This is a genomic window from Clostridium sp. CTA-5, assembly GCF_054768135.1.
This window is the reverse complement of record NZ_BAAAAT010000031.1, coordinates 1-727: the sequence shown is the minus strand read 5'-3', so window position 1 is coordinate 727 and position 727 is coordinate 1. Positions and strand designations below refer to the sequence as shown.

General features: G+C 26.4%; 2 tRNA genes. Both read right to left on the bottom strand.

Annotation, left to right across the window (positions count from 1 at the left end):
* Window positions 1-39: 39 nt before the first annotated feature.
* Window positions 40-114, bottom strand: a tRNA-Asn gene (locus ACYUET_RS18995).
* A gap of 511 nt (window positions 115-625) precedes the next feature.
* A tRNA-Asn gene (locus ACYUET_RS18990) sits at window positions 626-700 on the bottom strand.
* Between the last annotated feature and the right edge of the window lie 27 nt (window positions 701-727).

Below are 727 nucleotides of genomic sequence, written 5' to 3'. Positions count from 1 at the left end.
AGACAGTATCTGTTCTTACAAAACTCTTAAATAAAAAAATGGCTCCGCGAAGAGGACTCGAACCTCCAACCTATCGGTTAACAGCCGAGTGCTCCACCATTGAGCTATCGCGGAACGTCATTACTTTTACTATTATAACAGGTTTTTATATTATTGCAACCCCTTTTTTTGATTTTTTTATTTTAATTTATTTAATAAAATTATTATTAATCATATCATATGGAATATTAAACTGCTAATCGCTTATTATACTAATTATATAAGGTTATATGTTACAACTTAAACATATAACTTTGAATCTTTATATAATCTCAATATATACATTCGAGGAATTCTTAACTTATCATGACCTATATAATATTGTGTCTACTTTAAATATATCTTTTATTATTTAAATCTAAACTCTAAGTTTTAATATAAGCTATGTTTAGATTTGTCTTTTATAATTTTCAAAATTAAAAATTAAATATATAACAAATCTTTTAAAATATAATCTAAAAAACATCTTTTTAATCTTATATTTTATAAAACATTCAAACTCTAACTTTTTTAATTCTTTATAAAACAAAAAGAGTTTTGTATCAACAGACAGTATCTGTTCTTACAAAACTCTTAAATAAAAAAATGGCTCCGCGAAGAGGACTCGAACCTCCAACCTATCGGTTAACAGCCGAGTGCTCCACCATTGAGCTATCGCGGAACGTCATTACTTTTATCATTACTTTTA